General features: G+C 36.4%; 17 protein-coding genes and 2 pseudogenes. 3 read left to right on the forward strand and 16 right to left on the reverse strand.

Going from position 1 to position 18,790, the window contains the following annotated elements:
- Positions 1-15: 15 nt before the first annotated feature.
- From lepB to A4V03_RS10710, 16 genes and pseudogenes are all read right to left on the reverse strand, one after another.
- Positions 16-891: a signal peptidase I gene (lepB, locus tag A4V03_RS10635; RefSeq protein WP_065538726.1), complete on the reverse strand. Its 876-nt coding sequence runs from the start codon at positions 889-891 to the stop codon at positions 16-18.
- Entirely contained in the window at positions 888-2,780 is a 1,893-nt protein-coding gene (locus A4V03_RS10640; protein ID WP_065538727.1) for a glutaminase domain-containing protein, read from the reverse strand. Before A4V03_RS10640 ends, lepB begins: the two co-directional genes overlap by 4 nt.
- Complete coding sequence (locus tag A4V03_RS10645; protein ID WP_065540363.1) at positions 2,771-4,780, reverse strand: transglutaminase domain-containing protein; 2,010 nt, start codon at positions 4,778-4,780, stop codon at positions 2,771-2,773. The genes A4V03_RS10640 and A4V03_RS10645 overlap by 10 nt, the downstream gene beginning before the upstream one ends.
- A gap of 154 nt (positions 4,781-4,934) precedes the next feature.
- Positions 4,935-5,129, reverse strand: a pseudogene (locus tag A4V03_RS21325) (6-bladed beta-propeller); the annotation flags it as partial.
- Between the two features lie 268 nt (positions 5,130-5,397).
- The gene (locus tag A4V03_RS10655) at positions 5,398-6,450 is read right to left on the reverse strand and encodes a BF3164 family lipoprotein (RefSeq protein WP_071807662.1); all 1,053 of its coding nucleotides are present in this window, start codon (positions 6,448-6,450) and stop codon (positions 5,398-5,400) included.
- 167 nt (positions 6,451-6,617) lie between these two features.
- Positions 6,618-7,487, reverse strand: a complete 870-nt coding sequence (locus A4V03_RS10660; protein WP_065538729.1) for a DUF1573 domain-containing protein — start codon at positions 7,485-7,487, stop codon at positions 6,618-6,620.
- A 125-nt stretch (positions 7,488-7,612) separates the two neighbouring features.
- The gene (locus A4V03_RS10665; protein WP_065538730.1) at positions 7,613-8,632 is read right to left on the reverse strand and encodes a 6-bladed beta-propeller; all 1,020 of its coding nucleotides are present in this window, start codon (positions 8,630-8,632) and stop codon (positions 7,613-7,615) included.
- 151 nt (positions 8,633-8,783) lie between these two features.
- Positions 8,784-9,026, reverse strand: coding sequence for an NVEALA domain-containing protein (locus A4V03_RS10670; RefSeq protein WP_065538877.1), 243 nt, complete (start codon positions 9,024-9,026; stop codon positions 8,784-8,786).
- A gap of 356 nt (positions 9,027-9,382) precedes the next feature.
- Positions 9,383-9,958, reverse strand: coding sequence for a redoxin domain-containing protein (locus A4V03_RS10675; protein WP_065538878.1), 576 nt, complete (start codon positions 9,956-9,958; stop codon positions 9,383-9,385).
- Entirely contained in the window at positions 9,948-11,021 is a 1,074-nt protein-coding gene (locus A4V03_RS10680; RefSeq protein ID WP_065538879.1) for a 6-bladed beta-propeller, read from the reverse strand. Before A4V03_RS10680 ends, A4V03_RS10675 begins: the two co-directional genes overlap by 11 nt.
- Before the next feature lie 62 nt (positions 11,022-11,083).
- Positions 11,084-11,338 carry an NVEALA domain-containing protein gene (locus A4V03_RS10685; RefSeq protein ID WP_065538880.1) on the reverse strand — a complete coding sequence of 85 codons (255 nt, stop codon included), beginning with the start codon at positions 11,336-11,338 and terminating at the stop codon, positions 11,084-11,086.
- 202 nt (positions 11,339-11,540) lie between these two features.
- Entirely contained in the window at positions 11,541-12,623 is a 1,083-nt protein-coding gene (locus A4V03_RS10690; protein ID WP_084081139.1) for a BF3164 family lipoprotein, read from the reverse strand.
- Entirely contained in the window at positions 12,595-12,825 is a 231-nt protein-coding gene (locus tag A4V03_RS10695) for an NVEALA domain-containing protein (RefSeq protein ID WP_065540378.1), read from the reverse strand. The genes A4V03_RS10690 and A4V03_RS10695 overlap by 29 nt, the downstream gene beginning before the upstream one ends.
- 137 nt (positions 12,826-12,962) lie before the next feature.
- Positions 12,963-14,000: a winged helix-turn-helix domain-containing protein gene (locus tag A4V03_RS10700; RefSeq protein WP_236588642.1), complete on the reverse strand. Its 1,038-nt coding sequence runs from the start codon at positions 13,998-14,000 to the stop codon at positions 12,963-12,965.
- Positions 14,001-14,209: 209 nt separating this feature from the next.
- The gene (locus A4V03_RS10705) at positions 14,210-15,169 is read right to left on the reverse strand and encodes an Rpn family recombination-promoting nuclease/putative transposase (protein ID WP_065538882.1); all 960 of its coding nucleotides are present in this window, start codon (positions 15,167-15,169) and stop codon (positions 14,210-14,212) included.
- Between the two features lie 61 nt (positions 15,170-15,230).
- Positions 15,231-15,629: pseudogene (locus A4V03_RS10710) on the reverse strand (PD-(D/E)XK nuclease domain-containing protein); the annotation flags it as partial.
- A gap of 340 nt (positions 15,630-15,969) precedes the next feature.
- On the opposite strand from A4V03_RS10710, the gene A4V03_RS10715 reads away from it, so the two are divergent.
- From A4V03_RS10715 to creD, 3 genes are read left to right on the forward strand one after another with little or no spacing between them, the layout of a single operon-like run.
- On the forward strand, positions 15,970-16,569 hold the full coding sequence (locus A4V03_RS10715; protein ID WP_065538884.1) for a hypothetical protein: 600 nt from the start codon (positions 15,970-15,972) through the stop codon (positions 16,567-16,569).
- The gene (locus A4V03_RS10720) at positions 16,570-16,866 is read left to right on the forward strand and encodes a winged helix-turn-helix domain-containing protein (protein WP_004313179.1); all 297 of its coding nucleotides are present in this window, start codon (positions 16,570-16,572) and stop codon (positions 16,864-16,866) included.
- A gap of 26 nt (positions 16,867-16,892) precedes the next feature.
- Positions 16,893-18,245, forward strand: coding sequence for a cell envelope integrity protein CreD (creD, locus tag A4V03_RS10725; RefSeq protein ID WP_065538885.1), 1,353 nt, complete (start codon positions 16,893-16,895; stop codon positions 18,243-18,245).
- The last annotated feature ends 545 nt before the right edge of the window (positions 18,246-18,790 follow it).

Raw genomic sequence — 18,790 nt, forward strand, 5'->3', positions numbered from 1 at the left:
CTTTATTTTCGTTCCTTATTTGATTTTCTGCATAATTCTGTCCCAACGGGGTTTCTCCGTAAATTTATCTTCCGAATACCAAATACGGGTAGCCTTACCTACAATGTATTCTTCAGGCAACATCCCCCAGTACCTTGAGTCCTGCGAATTTGCCATATGATCACCGGAAACAAAATAATAGTTCTTTTTAAAGCGATATTGGGTAATCACACTGTCTCCCAATACTATTTGTCCGTCTTTTATACGTAGCCTCTTCTTCTGTTCCCACCCTATCAATTGCCTGTACAAAAGGCAGTTCGTACGGTTCATCATTACTATCTGACCTTTCTTGGGAATCGGCAAAGGTCCGAACTCGCGGATCGTCCAGCCCAGTTGTTTGTCATAAGGAAATGTACCTACCACAATGCCATGCTGTTCCGGATGCTTCAGATTCGCCAGATATTGCTGGGCATCGTAGTTTCCCAACTGTTCGTCACAACCACGTACTTTATAAAATCCCCCACGAATCTCCAATGTATCCCCCGGCAAAGCAATACAACGCTTTACGTAATATTGCATTACATCCATCCGGACACTGTCCCAACGATTCATTTGATAAGGGAAATTAAAAACCAGTATATCATTTCTCTGGAAACTCCCCCATCCGGGCATCCGGTGGATAGTGACATCCTCATTATCCAAGGCTGCAAACACATCGAACAGGCGAGCCCCTTTTATCATCTTATTAACTAATATCCGGTCGCCATCCTTCAATGCCGGTTCCATAGAGTCCGAAGGTATCCTGAATGAAGTAAAGCAGAACAGTTGCATCAAGAACAGAATAACCACCATACAGAATATGAAGAAAGCCAGATTCTCCAATATCGCCTGAATTCTCTTTATCATGCTCATAAGTTTCCCTTTAATTGAATCAATTTATAATAAGCTGCCAACCCCAACACACATTTCACACGTTCGTCATTTTCATCCAACAACCCGATGATAGGATATGTCTCTTTCTTCATCTTCTGTTGCAGATAATCCGCCCACACCTCCAATTGCTCCCAATGCATACCAGCATAATCAAAGTCCTGTTCCGCTTCTACAATAGCAGTTGTCATCATCAGCATATTGGCAGCCGCTTCTACGGCACAGTTTTCTAATCTCACCTGTTTACTGGCAACAGGATACAAGCCGATATCATACGGCGGGTATTTCTTGCTCCAATGAATATCTTCACAGTACTCGAATATGGGATCCAACAAACCTCTCATCCAGTCGGTACGATGAAAGAATAACAATGCCGGAAAACTCTTATAAGCTTCTCTGACATTACCCAATGTATCGCCCAAACAAAAAAGCTTATTATCCGAAGATGATATAAATCTGTGAGAAGATATAAAATTACGATAAGCAGGAAGCATTTGTTCCGCCAATGTCTTATCCCCCGCCTGAAACGCTTTGGTATTCCATCGGTTATCCAAAATATCACATTCCGCCTTAAGTTCCTTATATCTATTTCCTACGGATTTCATTAATTCTTTTACCTCCCTTGTCCCATCACTATTCCAAAGAGGAGACAGAGCCTCGCCATCATATTGTAGCACCTGTCCTTCTTCATATCCGACAAGTAATACCCCACTACTATCCTTATCCCTTTCATTTCCCACGTACAGCTTTTGAGACAAGATGGCATGACCATCCATACATGAAAAGGTTGTTTCATCCGCTGCCATAGCCAAATACAAGCTGTCGGACTTCACAAAACGCCAATCCTTATCGACCCAACTATCAATTTTCCTCTTGCCAAACATCCATTCCATATCCACGTCGAACAAAACCTCCACCGCATGTTCCTTTCCGCTTTCCGTACGAACCTGATAGGTAAGAAAACCGACAGGCCAGCCTGTCAGATCCCACTTTTCCGACAAGGAAGGTGAGACAAAGTCAACCTGAAGATCCACCTCTCCACATTGGAAAATAAATTGAGTCTGCGTAGCTTGCACATCCATCTTTTTCAGAGTTGCAGGTTTCGCTTCAGCATACGTTTTATTTTCTATATATAAGCCGAAATCCAACAAAGCAGGACCTCCCGTATTCCGACAATATGCAGCCAAGATATTATTATCTCCATCAATAATTTGACTAATCGCTTCATCAGTCAAACGCTGGCATTTCGTTTTATATGTATATCTACTCTCTAACAAATATTTTCCATTACAAAAAAGCTTTAGCCAATCATCGCATACATAACGGACATAAATTTTATGATTCCTCAAAGCGTCTTTATTATCCACCTTGACATGCCTGCGGACATAAATATTTTCCGCTCCCCACAAGGTATGCGCCGGATAATACCCTTTTACCGGACCAAACGCTCCTTTCCCTTCACTCCACCAAGAATCGTCATACCTCCTCTGCTCCCATCCTTTTCCCGGAAACAAGAAAGAATATTTTCCCGTCCACCCGACAGTATCCTCCGAGAGAGGTGCTAAAGGAGATATACGTAAAGAATCACCTCCCATGAAACGATAAAGTATACCGTCTACACGTAAAATACCAGTTATCGGAAATGCCTCTCCGGTTCTCAACTGCGGATAACTTTTATTTAATGTATCCCCCGTTAATTGGAGACTTAAACTAGGGGTAACAGCCAACAGTGTATGTCTGGAAGGAGCAATAACAGACAGATGCGAAATCTTCTCATCCGGACAAGAGCAAGCATATACCAAAGAAATGATACCTAAGATGATAATCATTCTCCATGCCACGACAAACCTGATATACGTTCTTATTTCCATAGTTGACTCCCGTTTTCATAAATAAAAATTCTCTCGTCCTTTCCACGAGTATGGTTCCGTAAAAATAACAATGCATTTTCCGGAATATCCCGAAATACTAATGAGTCGGCAGTCGCCTTGATTTTTCCGGCAGACTTCCAATCTTTGTCACAATAAAACAGCTCATATACATCACCAGGCCGAACATAATTGTCCCTGTTGCGTGGAGTATAGACTATACGGTCTACTTTTACTTCTCTTCCTAAATCCAATCCCGCCCATCCACCAGTGGGTTTGGAATAATCAAAAGAAGTCCATGTTTTCCCGTCAAACACATTGGTATATTCATGCGTTCCGTCATGTTGGTAACATCCGGGAGTACCTATGATTTTCCCTGATAAAGCCACGGTATCATCCTTCTCATAAAAAGCGACTTCTGCAACATTACATGCGCCTTTGGGAGGACCAAAATATCGTAGATAACGATACCCTTTATCAGACCAACTTTTTACAGTTGTATTCAAACGATTAGGTATGCCCTGTATAATAAACAGTGTATCTTCATCCGAGAAATCAGAACGATTACTTCCAGTAAAAATCCCCCCTATCATTCTGTTTCTAAAACTATTTTCTTCTTTAAGATTAAACTTAGCATACAAAACCATATCTTGCGTCTTTTTCCCAATAGAATAATAGTGAGGGAAATTAGTTTCTTTATCCAGATAAAAAGGATCAGTCAAAAAACATAGTGTTCCATCCTCATAAGTAGCAACTCTCATAACTGAACCATTACGAACATATCGGAAAGCCAGACGACTGGCATCATAGACTGTCCAATCAATCGGAATCCAACGATCCCTATTACTAGCACATAAATAAGCAATTCTCCCACTCCTTTCATCCTTATATTGCTTTTCTAAAGGGATAACCAGTTCTTTTTGGTATGAATACGCATAATCAGAAGTAACATCTTCAAACTTGGGAATACGCCAAAATGAATACACTTCTTCTCCATACTGTGCCATTTGCTTGTGTAAGTCCCTATTCGCACTAAAAGTATTTCTGTATATCTTGGCGGCTCCCTCCTTTTGATACAGGGAACATTTGCGAACACGTATTAAATTCTTCATGAAGTCAGAGATATATCCTTCCCCATTTTTATCCCAAAGCATTACCCAAAAGTGACCGGCATTGCCATCACCACGTACAGGCAAGTAATCTATCGCGCTAGGAATACCTAAAGCACGGAATAAATAGACTGCGAAATCCGTCAACTCTCTGCAACTGCCAGACTGATATTGCACAAATTCAGGTCCTATGTGTCCGAAAGAAAAGGGAGCTATAGAAGTAAAGAATGTCTTTTTATCCGGCAATCTCGCCATTAAATACCTGGCTGCCACTAATGGATCTTCTTTATCCAAGGTGTCAGACATCCGCAATGAATCCAGCAATGAATTGTATTTCTTATAATATGTCTCACGCCAATAAGCTAACGGTTCATCACCGATTCGATAAGGCAACAAGTATTCGCAAAATATTTCAAATGAGATATTCTTTCCCCAAGGTTGTTCCTGCCAGACTTTGAATGCCCAATCAATGTTATGGCATAGATAAGCAGAATCTATTTCCATGATATCGCGTTTTTTCTGAGGTTCTTTCATTGGACCAAAAACTTTTTTGACTGAATCGGCAACTTGTTGCGCTGTTTTACCCTTACGTACTTTTAGCCAAGCATAATAAGACTTATAATTCTCTAATTGTTCTCCATAGGAATAGGTATAAAAAGGCATATTTTCTATCAGAAAGCAAGCAGCTTTATATTTCAAACTATCAGCAGGATTCTTTTGATAATGACAAAGCACCTTTTCCAACTCTTTTCGGTTGTTGTCAGCAGATTGCAAAGCAACTTCGAGAGGAGTTATCGTTTCCTCCCTAAATGCTATCCTGTCTATCATTTGCCATCCTAGCCAGACAAGTAGCACCAGAACTATAAGTTGGATATATCGTAAGTGCTTTATCATATTCCTATTCATTTTGCGTTTCCACTAATTTTCAAATGAAATAGAGAACCTTCTGCATTCCATTCATTAACAAAACTGGTTATTCTATCTTGTTCTGACTCTTTACCAGACAATAACAATATAGCAATAAATATCAAACTAACTAAACGTGTCATTATTTCAAATAGTATTTCAATATTACAGGATTATCATCTTCTTTTAATGCCTCCATTTTATGAATTTCTTCAGATGACATAAGATTGCGATCTACAACTTTACTAACAAAATCCGGCTGACAAATAGAGAGCAAAACATTATCTACTATACCAAAGCAAGGATACATGATAAAAGGTTCTCCTTCTTTACATAAATAACCTTGTTGGTTCTATAAAATAAAGACGAATCATTCGTTTCGAGAGGAACAAGTTCTATTTTCTCCAAGAAAGACGAAGCATCCCGTATAGTCTCATGTACATCAACCGGTATTATTTCGATTTCTTCCGATAGTTTTTTATGACTATCAGAACAAGCGCAAGCAACGATTAATAAAATTATTACACTTATTTTTCTCATTATACTTATTCTTTAATATTAGAGATTGTATTGTCTTACATGAGTCGTATGTACTTCCACTGAATCTATTCCCACTGTGGCAATGGAAAATGCACAAGAACCGGATCTAAATCACAGACAATAGCATACATTGTTTTCCCATCTTTTGCCACACATATTTGTTTCAACATCTTATCGCTTTTTATCATCGCAATTTTATCACCATTCCAATTATACACATATATCATATCACCTGAAAATGACGCCAAAGCATTCTGACGGAATTTTTTTCCGGAATACAATAGGTACACATAATCTTCCGAGCATGTAGCCCACAAATAAACGAGTGGTGAATCTCTCGAGGCACCCGAATAATCTGTCGGATTATTTCTATACTCATAGTCCGGATAAGTAACAATAGTTTCCTTTCGCAAATGTAGAGAATCGTTTTCTAATTGATAGAAAGACAGCATATCCGCTGACATAAGATAAGCAACGAATTTCGTTCTTGAAGGAGAGGACGCTATACCAAACATATAAGCCTGCGAACGAACAATACCGGAAACAGTCTTTTCATCCTTATCCCTATAAGGCCATTCCCCAAGCGTACTATGCACCTGTCCATTGGAATCCAACACACAATACCTGTATTTTTCATAAATACCAGGAGCTATAAACTTCCCGTTAGCCATAGGATGAACTTCAAGTGGCAATCCACTGTCTATGCGAAAAGCAGGAGTAAACCGCACAGTGCCTGCGGTTGTTGAATTTGTATAATAAAACTTTTTTCTATTTATATCGTAAAATGAAAACGAACTTTCATTATGTGATTCTAAAGAAGAAAGTACAGTAAATTCAGATGGACCTTGCCCACGCATAGCAGCCTTTCCTAAATATTTTCCGGATTTTACATCAAAAAAAAGCAACATGGAATCAGACTTAGCATCCATAACCGCTAAAATTGAGTCTGATAATGCCATCTCTCTTGGGCTTCCTATTATATAATTATCCTCACAAATAATAGGTTGGCAGATGATATTCTCCACCCGAATAGTCTCCTGGTTACTTGAGCGACAAGATAATAGAAGAAGTATCAATATTCCCCCTAATAGTGGCATTTTATTCTTTGTATCTATCATATCTATATCAATTTTTAAGCTAACGGTTCATCATCAATTCGGTAAGGTAACAAGTATTCACAAAATGTTTCGAATGAAATGCTATCCTCCTATCATTTGCCATCCTAGCCAGACAAGTAGCACCAAAACGATAACCCAAATGCTTCATCAAACTTCTTGTTATTTACTCATTTCGCGGTTCCACTAATTTTCAAATGAAATGGAGAATCTTCTGCATTACAATACACGGTAATCGTTTTATTGAAATGTTCAGGTCGTTCTGCCTTATATTTCACCTTCACTTTCAAATTTCCACTTGGTTGAATAGGTTCTTTAGAATATTCCACTGTAGTACAGCCACAAGAAGTATAAATTTCTTCTACAACAAACGGATTATCACCTGAATTAGTAAATGAAAATTCAACTAGTTGCTCTTGCTTCCAATCAAAAATCCCCATATTCAATTGGGAGGTAGATAAAACAGCCGTTGTAAGTAATTTATCATCAACCTTTGCTGAATGACTCTTTCCTGTAATAATAGCTAGATAAAGCTCTCTTATCTTGGGATTATGAACGGGATTGCCAATAGCAACCACTTTATTTTTTTTATTCAATAAAAATGTCTGAAACATCATTTCAGTTGGAATATGATTTAATATATTCAACGAATCTTGTTCATCTATACAAACTGGATATTTAAAACGGTCAGTTACTAAGATGTTAGATATTTCTGTTTTATTTTTAGGAAAAAAGAAGAATAGAAATTGAACTGAATTAGAAGCCAATGAATCAACTTGCGACATAAAGCTTTTCCATGCAGGTAAACGCAATTTACAACTCGTACAACCTACTGAATCAACATAAACTACAACTTTATATTGACTCTGGCTTGAAACAGAATAGTCTACAGAATCCTTCCCGTTAATGGTAAAATAAAGTTCTGAAGGAAATATTAATTCTTTAGAGTTCCAATTTTGCAATACATTTAGGGCATGTTCTCGTTTATTATCTTTACATGACACTAAAAATAATAGTAAGATGGCAATTATATATTTCATATTCTTAAAGAAACCATTAAAATTATTTTTTCAACAACACCGAAGTTTCAGGAAATTCACCAAGGAACTTATACCAATCAGGTTCATATTTTATTTACGATTTAAAGATAATAATCAAAACGCTACTAAATAAGACCACTTAAATCCAAATAAGCAAATTGCATATCATCATCTAAACTCATTATGATTCGGTTATTCTTTTCATCATAACAAAAATTTAATATTTGACATTTAGTTTCTATAGTCTGAATGTAATTACCATTCATATCAAAAACTAAAAATTTAGTCGGACGATCTACTTTCATTCCACCAGAGCCACTATTATAAAAAGTCTCCTTACCTGAATAAAGCGCAACTATTTTATCTTTACAATAGGCTACTCCACCATAAAAACTAACTCTATTTGTTGATTTATCCCATTCCGGACCGTATATATTGTATCTTAAATTTCCGTTGAGATCACAAATCGTCATTAAATCATGATACAAATAGCATTCTACATAGCATCCACCCTTTATTGATAAATCAAAATCAACACGTTTCTTCTTTATATCAGGATGTTCATAAAGCATATTATCCATTTCTCCGGTTTTCATATTCCATTTAGTTATATTTTCATTATAACCTGAATTTCCTGTTGGTTTTATTATTAAAGCAAGATATAAAGAATCATTTATAGATTTATATTTATTAGGAAATGATCTTTCTGCCATTTTCGCTTTTACGGTTGGCTTATACAATGAATCTGAAAGAATACAATCTATATCATAAGCAAATATCTTTTGTTTACCATGATCCGATATACAAAATATGTGACTCATTCCATCTGTTCCAATATATCCCATATTAGTTATTTCATCAGGACCTTCACCTCTACTCAGTACACTTGTCAAATAGCTAAAATCATTCTTATTAAATATATGAATCAAATTATCTTGTGATTTAACATCACCTATTATTAAATACTCACCGACTATACATAATGGGCTTATTGGACCTATTAAAACATCATTAATTGCAATTTCTTTCACTCTATCTTGAACATCCAAAATATTTGCACGTTTATTTTGATATACTTCAGTCTTTGAATTTTGTGCACAACTCCAACAAACAGTTAGAAGCAAAATGTATAAAATTTCCCTCATAATATAACCTTTGGATTAATATTTATAAAAATGCTACATCATATTTGAATTTGAACATCTCTCTTAATGGGAAATGTCATCTTACTAAATAGATTATTATACTATTTACCCCTGCTACTCAATTGTAGCAGGGGAATTTATTTACGTAAACTCAATTCCACCAATAGTGTTCTTGAAAATACGGATACCACTGATAACAGTAGCAACCATTACCATTATCTACACAACCATTTACACAATCAAATCCTCCTTCACTAGGGTCAGCCAATGCTTCCACATTTGATAATGCTAAATCAGACAACTTTCCATTATTATTCTGTGAAGTATATACATTATATCCCGCAACAGTAACAATAGCAACAACGGCTATAAGCCCCATTATTTTCTTTTTCATCTTTGAATCTTTTCTAATTAATACTTTCTTTTTCTTCTGTATCTATCATTTCAACAGAATAGCAATAGTTTGCTACATTAATTTTTTATTCTTATGTTTGTAGCAGAATAACCTCCTTTCTTTTTAGGGGTTAAAGGAGCAGATGAAATGTAGATCCACCAAGACCAACAATACTCATCATCATGCTCCTTTTTTTAACCAGAATTCATTCTCACGTACAAAATTCAAGACAAATTCAAAGGTTGTAACCTTCAATTACATATTAAACTTTACGCTCTACAAAAGGACAATCCACACCGCCAATCCCCCAACAATAAATCATTCCTCCTGTAGCTTCTTCATCCGCAGTCAATGCCTCAATTTCTATGAGAAATAGTCTTATTGGTAGCTATATCAAAATACAAATCTTCTATATAAGGATTATAAATTGGATTTCCTATGACAACAACTTTATTTTCCTTATCTAACAAAAATGTTTGAAAACGACGGTCGTCTGGGAAATTATTTAATTTGTTTATTTGACTCAACGAATCCATTACAACAGGGAAAGCTATAGCATTATGCCTAAGCAATGAATATATTTCCTTCTTAAATTTCTTATTATTAGAGAAACCAAAGATAAATACTGGCATAACAGACATTCCTTTGTCCTGCAACCTTTTATATAATGCATTCCATTCCGTTAGTTTCAAATCACAACTAAGGCAACCTATAGAATCTACATAATTCAGTATTTTATAATCGCAGCATTCATAATCTGCCTTTTTCACGATTCCTTCTTTAGGTATATATACAGTATCTGGTAAAACGACAACTCTATCCACCCATTCTGTTAATATAGAAGCAACCTTTTTTTGTTGTTCCGATTGTTTACATGAAAAGCACAATAACAACAGAATGCTACTGCTTAGCAACAACAGTCTATTTTTCATAAAACTTAAATTTCAAAATAATAGGATTTGCATCCTCATCTTCCACATAAGACTGAACATAAGGATACAGCGGCGACTCCTTAGACAAATATTCAGGATATACTAAACCATACAGAAAACCTTCGCAGGAAGCAAAAGTCATCATACCAAGTTGCATATCTGCCGGGCCAGACAATATTTTTCCTGTTTTCTTATCCCAATAAATGTCATAATACGTCCTCGAAGGGCCAACAGAACGTACATACAAGAATCCATCGTCTTCAATGACACTCACAATGGATTTAAAATAGTCATCTGTATGCTCCAGTTTATCAAACTGCTTCCATGTTTGGGGTAATTTATCTTCCGGCAATGCTTGATTTCCAAAATCGATATGATATTTTGGCATAAGTGTCCCGTCACGATAGATATCAACTACATAATTACCGTAGTCTGGCAACACCATGCAATGACCGTCATAATGATAAAACCGTTCTGAAACCAATTGGATTCCATTCCGCTTTCTCAAACCCTCTAATTCACCGTTGGTGAATTTATAAATGGAATAATCCTCCATATCCGAGAAAAGAAGATAACTATCCTCCGATGTATGCGAAAAGCGATGACATCCAAGCATCTTTATACCATCAATATTTTTCTTTTCTATAAAATGCCCGTCTTGCATACTAAATACAAGAATCCCCGTTGCATCCAATAATTCTATTGATTGTTGATCTGGACTAATCGTTACATCACGCAATTCAACACATTCATTCTCAGCACCTCCTAACTTTCCTACAGTAAATAAAAAAACACCTTGTCGATTATATACATACACAGACTTCAATTTGTAATCCCAAAAAATGATACGGTCGTTTGCCAACACGCACTTCTGTGCTATGGACAATAAAGAATCTTCATTGATACCCAACTGAATAACAGAATCTACTTGAATGATTGAAGCCCAATCTTTAAATTGTAGATTTTCCACATTCAATACTGTTACACCTGTTTGAACTTCCGTTTTATGGGAATTACAAGAAATTATGACAAAAAGACAAATAATTAACAGATTAGTTTTCATAATACATTTATTTATATAAGGAATTAACAATTATATAATTGTTAATTCCTTATTTTTATATTTTAACAATCACTAGGATAACATTCATCATGTCCTCCACTGGTACATGATACCGCAGTTTTATACTCTACAGGAATAGGACATTGATATGTATATCTATGATAAAAACCTGTGCCAATTTCAGGAAATGCCAATGCATCCATGTTAGACAAAGTCAAATCCGATAACTTCATATTGTTTTGTGAAGCACATACATTATATCCTGCAATAGTAGCAATAGCAACAATAGCTATAAGCCCCATTATTTTCTTTTTCATCTTTGAATCTTTTCTAATTAATACTTTCTTTTTCTTCTGTATCTATCATTTCAACAGAATAGCAATAGTTTGCTACATTAATTTTTTATTCTTATGTTTGCATTGGAATCTTTTTTAAAGGTTTAGGAGCAGATGATATGTAAGCAAATCCGCCAAGATGAACAAACGCATCATTCTGCTCCTTTTAATCAAGTTAATTATCTCATACGCTACCAAAGCTAAACTTTACTATTGGCTGATCGCTATTTACGTTTGTCGCCATTATCGTTTTAGTAGCTTCATCTACCCAAATACCATATATATAATGGTCGAGTACATATTTACACATCGGTTCTCCTTTCAAACTAAATACATAAATGTACTTTCCGCCGTCAGGAAGTTTTCCGCTTTGCCTTGCTATCTCCTTAAAAGATGTTCCATGAAACACCGCATAAATGGCACTATCCGTTACTTGGACATCACTGAATCCCATGATGCCTGTTGGTATACCATATCCATCAGATACTTTGAATTCAGGTTCGTCATGCTCACCGATACGAATTACATGAGTACGGTCTTTCAAATTATAGATTTCAACCACCTCTCCCAGTTGAGTGACAGCAGCTAAAACGCCATTACGAGAATTATAATCTAAAAAGCTACGCCATGCCTGTGCTAATGCCGGACGGGCTTCTTGCAAAGCTTTCTCATTCGCTGTAGGTATAGCGCCTATCTTCTCTATAAGTTTACCTTTGCAATTAACCTTCAAAAAACGGCTCTCACCTGAATAGTCAGGAATGACAAATGTCGTATCATTATATATGGCAAAATCAAGTGGTCGAAGTATATCTTCATCCAATGTTACCGTTTCCTCACGAAACAGTGAATCACCGGATGAAGAAAAATCTAACCTAGTTAATTCGCTTTTGTTAGCATCTAAAGTCCATAATTCATGATTATACAAACGGAAGTTTTCCATCGACAACATTTCCGTTGGAGAATCGCCTCGCCTGCCAAAAGAGGATAGATACTGGAAACTTGGGTATTGAAATAAGTGCCCATAATAATCGGAACTATGTAAATCCATCACAATGGCTTTATCTCTCTCTATCCGTATCCGAAAAGGATAACGAAACAAGGCTGTATCAAGCTCTATTACCTGTGCCAACAGATGTTTCTCTTCTGGAAAATCTAAATATTTAATCCCCAAAAAAGTTTTTGGGGATTGTGAACACGAGGATAATATTCCAACCACCAATATTAGTAGCAGAAGCTTACTAATCCAAGATAAATGGCTCGAAAACATACTTTACTTTTACATGATTTATAGGACAATCCACAGAGCCGAAGCCAATACACCTAATCATAGGACTCTCATCGGCAGCCAAAGCTTCCACATTATTTAATAAAATAACATTTTGTAGTTTGTTGTGCTCAGCTTTTCTACAAAAGAAAATAGAAACTAATACGATAAAAGAAAGAGTTCCAAACTTTAAATACTTTTTCATACTATGATATAAATTGATTAATATTTGCTCGAAAGTAGGCATCCTATTCGAACACGACAACTTATTGATGTGAAAAATCGTGAGAACTATTGTGAGAAATTTCTCACAACAAATTTTCATCGATGAAATGGCACTTTTTAAACAATCAAAGAATAGCTATTTCCTGATGATTTAATAGATATATTCACTGATTCTTCCCGAAGTATACACCTTAAATCACTCACTACACGACGCAACCTACCTTCTACGCCTCTATCTTCCGACCTCCAAAAACATGAAATAATCTCTTCTTTTGTCATCGTATGATTGGGAGCTTTCAAAAGCAGCAAAAGTAAAGATGCAGGTTGGCTAGTAATCCGGATCTTTCGATTATCATCTGTATAAAATTCATGCGAACTGTAAACATAACGCAGATTCGCTATTTTTATATTTAATTGGGAGATATCTGTTACTGAAGGAATGCTCTTTTTTATTCTTTTTCTTAGATAATAGATAAAACAAACAAATAAAAGAACAAGGATAATTAATTCTACAATAACCACCATCGTTATTGAAGTGTTTTTAAGAACTGTCAACCAAGAATACCGAATAAAAGGCTCTACTTCAATTTCATTGGAAAGTCCGGAGTAAAAACTACTAATTTTTTTATACTCTGGTAAAAATAACGTAGAATCTCCACAAGCAAGTACATAGGCACTATCTGTATGAATATGTATTCGTAATGCATGACAAGAAACAATATTAGCCGCAGACAGTTTCTTACTCCACAAAGATAAACAAGCATCGGCATCTATTCCCTCTTCTGCTAAAACGGTATGACTTATTCCAGTATCAATATCCGAACTCACTACGACCTTGTTTTCTTCAACCACAATATCTTTTACTTTTTTACCTTTAGAACTAGTTATAGTACAATGCTCAAAGTTCCTATTTGGTTCCATTTTATAACCAGCCTCATATAGTCCCAGTGCCTTATATTGTGCATTGAATCCATCTTCTATTGTTTCCAATAAAGTTATTCTAGTCTTATTTGCAAGTGCAACTTCTCCTGAAGCATAAAGCATTCGTTCTAATGTAACAACAAGAATTATCATTAAAATGAAAAATAGCAAAGCCATTCGTCTGTCTGGATCCATAATTCGCACAAATAACAAATTACTACAAATAGTTCTCATAGTATTTCTTTTTATATATTTTTCAAGCACAAAGGTAACATTATTTAATTAATTCGCGAATAAACCGTAACAATATCTATAGTGCGAGAAACAATATTCTCGCAGTTTCAGCAGAGTATCCTATTTTATGAATAAAAAAAACGCTCCCAGCACAAATGGAAGCGTTGTCTTTATCATTTTAAAATTCACATTTTTCGGGGGCGATCCTTCTACAAACTTTTTATTTCTTCAATGGATAGTCCTGTAACTTGCGAAATGGTATCAAGTGGAATATTCAAAGATTTCATATTATGTACCATTTCTCTTTTTTCTTCCATACGACCTTCCATAAGTCCCTCGGCACGGCCCTCAGCACGGCCCTCTGCACGACCTTCAGCACGACCTTCAGCACGGCCCTCAGCACGACCTTCCGCACGTTCGGTATATATATTGTCACGTAGAATTACTATATTATCCAAATGACGATAATAAGCACTTAATTCTTCTTTTGTCATCTTATCCAGTTTCAGGCGTTGACGAGCCTCATCCAACCCCGGTGCTGTCGCACCATCAGGTATATCACCTGTATTCATATAATAAATCCATTCTTCCAACGGACTCCGGGCCACTTGATTGAAATCATTGACCTTCAGAATATAATATTCGGGATAAAGCTGACTGACACTATCTACTTTGAATGTCTGTTTCTGGAAAGGAGTCAATTCCAAAACATCTCCCTGATGGATTCCGCGGAATTCTGTTTTTCCATGATATACGATATCCTTTCCACTCCCTAAAGAGAAATATACAATATTGACACTATATACTTTCCTTACTTTGTCATACCCTTCCCCGCGGTTTATGTATTCGGTCACCAATTTAGAAGTGCCGAATAACATACGTTGGAAATACGCATACTCATTATTGTTTTGAACTTCAATCAAAATGAGTTCACCCTTTGAGTTTTCCGCAAGCATATCCACCCGATTATACTTGTCAAACTCGTCCTCTTGATTGCTCTCACTTTCCAACAGTTTCTGAATGACTATCTTTTCATTTAGAAGAGTGGTTAGAAAGCCCTCGAGAACTGCAAAATTGGCTTTATTACGCAACAAGCGTTTCATTGCCCAATCGAAACGAATATAATTACTTGCCATAAGTTCGTCTCCTTTACCGTTTCCTTTTTTCATGCTGACAAAGGTAAGCAGAAAATGTTTGATTTCAAGTATATATGATTCAATTTATTTCTATCTAAGAATATTCTATCTCCCACTCTCCCAAAGTCCGCGTTGCGCTATCGAAATTCGCTCCAACTTTAACAACCTTGCGATGGGCTATCTCATAAGGGATGGCATATTGTTTACTATTAATTTGCACCAATGCCTCTTCAGGAGTACCATCCACCTTGAACTCAAGTACATAAACCGCGTCAGGCATTTTGATTACCACGTCGGCCCTGCCAATGGCATTCTTTACCTCTACATCCACATATTGCCCCATCAAACGGAATAACAAATAGAATATGGTTTGATAGTGTTTTTCCTGATTGTTCTCCAAATCATAAGGAATAGAAGAGAAGAAAGAACGGGTACGAAGCAGACATTGCTCAATATCACCTTTCATCAAATCCCTTACAAAAGAGACTGAATATCTCTTTCATATCAATCTAATGTCTTTTGTTGAAACATATACAAAGATAACGTTTTTACGCATACCTTGTATAATAAAGTTCTACTATATTAGATAAAATAATGGCTTATTGCTTGAAGATATCCATTGGTTCCGATTGTCCCATATATTGTGGGACTGAAACAATATCCTTGCAGTTTTAACAAAGAATGGAATATCAACTATATTCGTTTATAAGGCATTTTGTCAAAAAGTTGGGATAATGTTTTTGGGGATAATAATTTTTATTATCCAAATATTCAAGCAAAAGTTTGTTCATCTAAAAGCTTTTATTTTACTTTGCATCACAAAGTACTTTTATATGAATAAAGATAAAGCATTAGAATCGGTAAATGAGATAAAAGAGTTGATGGAAAAGTCCTCAAAGTTTATCTCTCTAAGTGGTCTCGCTGCAATCATGGCGGGCATTTACGCATTAGTTGGGGCATATATCGCCACACAAGTTATTACACCGGACACTTATTTAATTGTTGCCCTTGAACTAATGGTCATAATAGCCTCGCTCGTATTGATAGCTGCGGCGGTCACTACCTGCATCCTGTCCTATTACAAATCTAAAAAGACAGGACAAAAATTTTTCAGCCGCCTCACTTACCGGGCATTGTGGCATTTCTCTTTTCCGATGCTGACCGGAGGTGTTTTATGTATTTCCATCCTTATGCACGAGTATTATGACATTATGGCTTCTGTCATGCTTTTATTTTACGGGCTGGCACTGGTCAACGTTTCCAAGTATACTTATTCCAGCATTGTATGGTTAGGCTATGCTTTCATTTGCCTGGGCGTCGTAGACTGTTTTTGTGAAGGTCATTCACTATTGTTCTGGACTATCGGTTTCGGTGTTTTCCATATCCTCTATGGTATATTATTCTATTTACACTACGAAAGAAAGAAATCATAAATGATAGAAGCATTCCAATATATTAATAAAGCATTCGAAAGCAAGGTCCGATTAGGCATCATGGCTATCCTGATGGTAAATGAGGAAGCTGATTTCAATTTTCTGAAAGAACAGCTCTCTCTGACCGACGGCAATCTTGCCAGCCATACCCGCGCCCTGGAAGAGCTGGGATATATCGTATGCAACAAAAGTTTTGTCGGACGAAAGCCACGGACTGTTTTTCAGGCAACCCCGCAAGGCAGAGAAGCTTTCAAATCGCATATTGAAGCCTTAGAGAAATTTCTAAAATCAAAATAAATAATTCATCAAAACATTACTGGTTTATGGACGCTTTCAACGAAAATTCAAATGAGCAACAGGCACAGCAACCTATGGGATGCCTCAACCGTTTTTCCAAAACAATCAAAGTGGTCATCATCGGATTATTAATCCTTCTCCTGATGATACCTATGTTCATGATTGAGAATCTTATTTCCGAACGGGGACAAACCCAGGAAGAAGCTATCAACGAGGTAAGCCAAAAATGGAGTCTTGCACAAACCATCACTGGTCCTTACCTGAATCTCCAGTATCCGGTTGTCACTGAAAACAACGGCGAGAAGACGGTTTCCATCAAAGACCTGATACTCTTTCCTGACGAGCTTACGGTCAACGGACAACTGAAGACTGAAATTCTGAAAAGAAGTATCTATGAGGTCAATGTATATCAATCGGAACTGACATTGAAAGGATCATTCAGTTCGGAAGAATTGAAAAAGAGCAGAATAGATATGGAGCAATTGCAGTTTGACAGGGTAGCAATTTGCTTAAACCTGACCGATATGCGAGGTATCAGCGAACAAATCAGCATCACTCTGGGTGATTCTGTTTATATATTCGAACCGGGTATGGACAACAGAGGAATAAATAACACTGGAGTTCATGCAATCGCAAATTTATCGGAATTGAAGCAGAACAAAGAACTGCCATACGAAATAAAAATCAAACTGAAAGGTTCACAGTCACTCAACTTTATTCCGCTGGGTAAAACAACCCGTGTAGACCTGAAAGCCAATTGGAATACACCGAGTTTCACCGGAAACTACCTGCCTAACAACCGGAATATTACCGAAAAAGAATTTTCGGCACAATGGCAAGTTTTGAACTTGAACCGGAATTACTCACAAGTAATGATTGACTATACCAATTCTAATATTAAAGATATAGATAATTCCAGTTTCGGTGTGAACTTCAAAATTCCGGTGGAACAGTACCAACAGTCCATGCGTTCAGCGAAGTATGCTATCCTGATTATCCTGTTGACATTCGGAGTTATCTTCTTCACTGAAATTATGAATAAAACCCGTATTCATGCTTTACAGTATTTGTTAGTGGGACTGGCACTTTGTCTATTCTACAGCCTGCTCCTCTCCTTCTCCGAACATATCGGCTTCAACCCTGCCTATTTGTTATCTTCTGCACTGACTATTATACTGATAGGCGGATATATGTTCGGAATCACCAAGCAAAAGAAACCGTCATTAATCATGTCCGGTTTGTTGACTATACTCTATATTTATATCTTTGTTCTTATCCAGCTGGAGACTTTCGCATTATTGGCAGGCAGCTTAGGATTATTTATTATCTTAGCAATGGTGATGTATTTCTCAAAGAAAATAGATTGGTTTAATGAGTAGTCAGTTTTTTAAAATAGAACTATGAACATAATGTATATAAAAGGAGATGCCACATCTCCTATTGCGCCCAATAATAAAGTTATCACTCACATCTGTAACGATATTGGCGGTTGGGGATATGATTTATAAATAAAATCAACACTATCGCATGAGCAACCCGCTTTTCTTCTGATACATTTGACAAACGATTTTTTTATATTGTATTTTTGAGGAAAGAAAAGTAATCAACAGCATGGATAATATAAGAAAAATAGATACATAAATAACATTTAACTGATATATTTTAGTATCAGTACAAATATGGTATAGGGCAATAGTCTAACGATTATTGTCCTATTTTGTTCATATTTTTACTTAGATCCTGTTTTAAATTCTCTTCAGTCATAATATTATAGCTGATATTTTAGCTTACCTCGGCTCTTCTTGTCGCGTCCGTCTGTAGTTGGCGGAAGGGGTATTAACAGTTGCGCTCTTGGCTATTAATAGAAAACTTCCCGCCCATTAAGTCTAAAGTTCCTTCGGACAGGAAGGAAACTTTCTTTTCA

It is taken from the genome of Bacteroides caecimuris, from assembly GCF_001688725.2.
In the GTDB taxonomy this organism is placed as follows: Bacteria; Bacteroidota; Bacteroidia; order Bacteroidales; family Bacteroidaceae; genus Bacteroides; species Bacteroides caecimuris.